We start from the raw sequence: 778 nt of genomic DNA, 5'->3' as shown, positions 1-778 counted from the left end.
TGTTCCTGCTGGACTCCGGCTACCCCGCGGCCCGGATCACCCACCTGCTACGCGAACGTAAGATCCCCGCGGACGTCCTGGTCAGGCTGGCGACCTCGCAAACCATGTGGACCAAACCCGAACACCGGGCCGCTCACCCGCTCGGCGGCCGGCCCCGCCGGCACGGGTTCCGCCTCGCTCTGCGCGAACCCGACCTGCCCGCCGACACCGGCATCAGCGGCCCGGTCGGCATCTACGGCACCGTCACCGTCCGAGCCTGGCACCAGGTCCACCCCAAACTCACCCGGACCAGCCGAGGCTTCGAGAACCAGTCCACCCTGCCGATCGTCGAGGGCACCGTCCTACTCGCCCGCGTCCAGCACCTGCGCCCCAGCCGCCGCGCCGGCGACCTCGCACTCTGGTACTCCGGCACCCGCCACGACCTGCTCACCCTGGTCATGACCTACCTGGCCCGCTTCGACATCGAGCACTACTTCCGCTACCTGAAGACCACCGCCCAAGCCCCGGACTTCCACCCCCGGCAACCCGAAACGCTGACCACCTGGCTGCGCCTGCACGCCTACGCCTACCTGCACCTGTTCTGCATGCGCACCCACATCACCGGTCACCGGCTGCCCTGGGAACCCGCCACCACAACGACTCCCACTCCCGGCCAGACCCGCCGACAAGTTTCGCCCGCTCTGCGCAACGCCTGGCAACCACCAGGACACCCGAAACCCGGCCACCCCGGCCCCGGACGCCCCGCCGGCAGACGCCGCAAACGCCGCACCCGCTACCC

At 70.6% G+C, this 778-nt stretch carries 1 pseudogene; it reads left to right on the top strand.

From position 1 onward, the window contains the following. Positions 1-778 (top strand): annotated as a pseudogene (locus tag Ade02nite_RS48880) (hypothetical protein); the annotation flags it as partial.

Origin of the sequence: Paractinoplanes deccanensis (assembly GCF_016862115.1) — a bacterium.
GTDB lineage: Bacteria > Actinomycetota > Actinomycetes > Mycobacteriales > Micromonosporaceae > Actinoplanes > Actinoplanes deccanensis.
The sequence above is the reverse complement of the archived record's forward strand: the minus strand, read 5'-3'. Positions and strand labels throughout refer to the sequence as shown.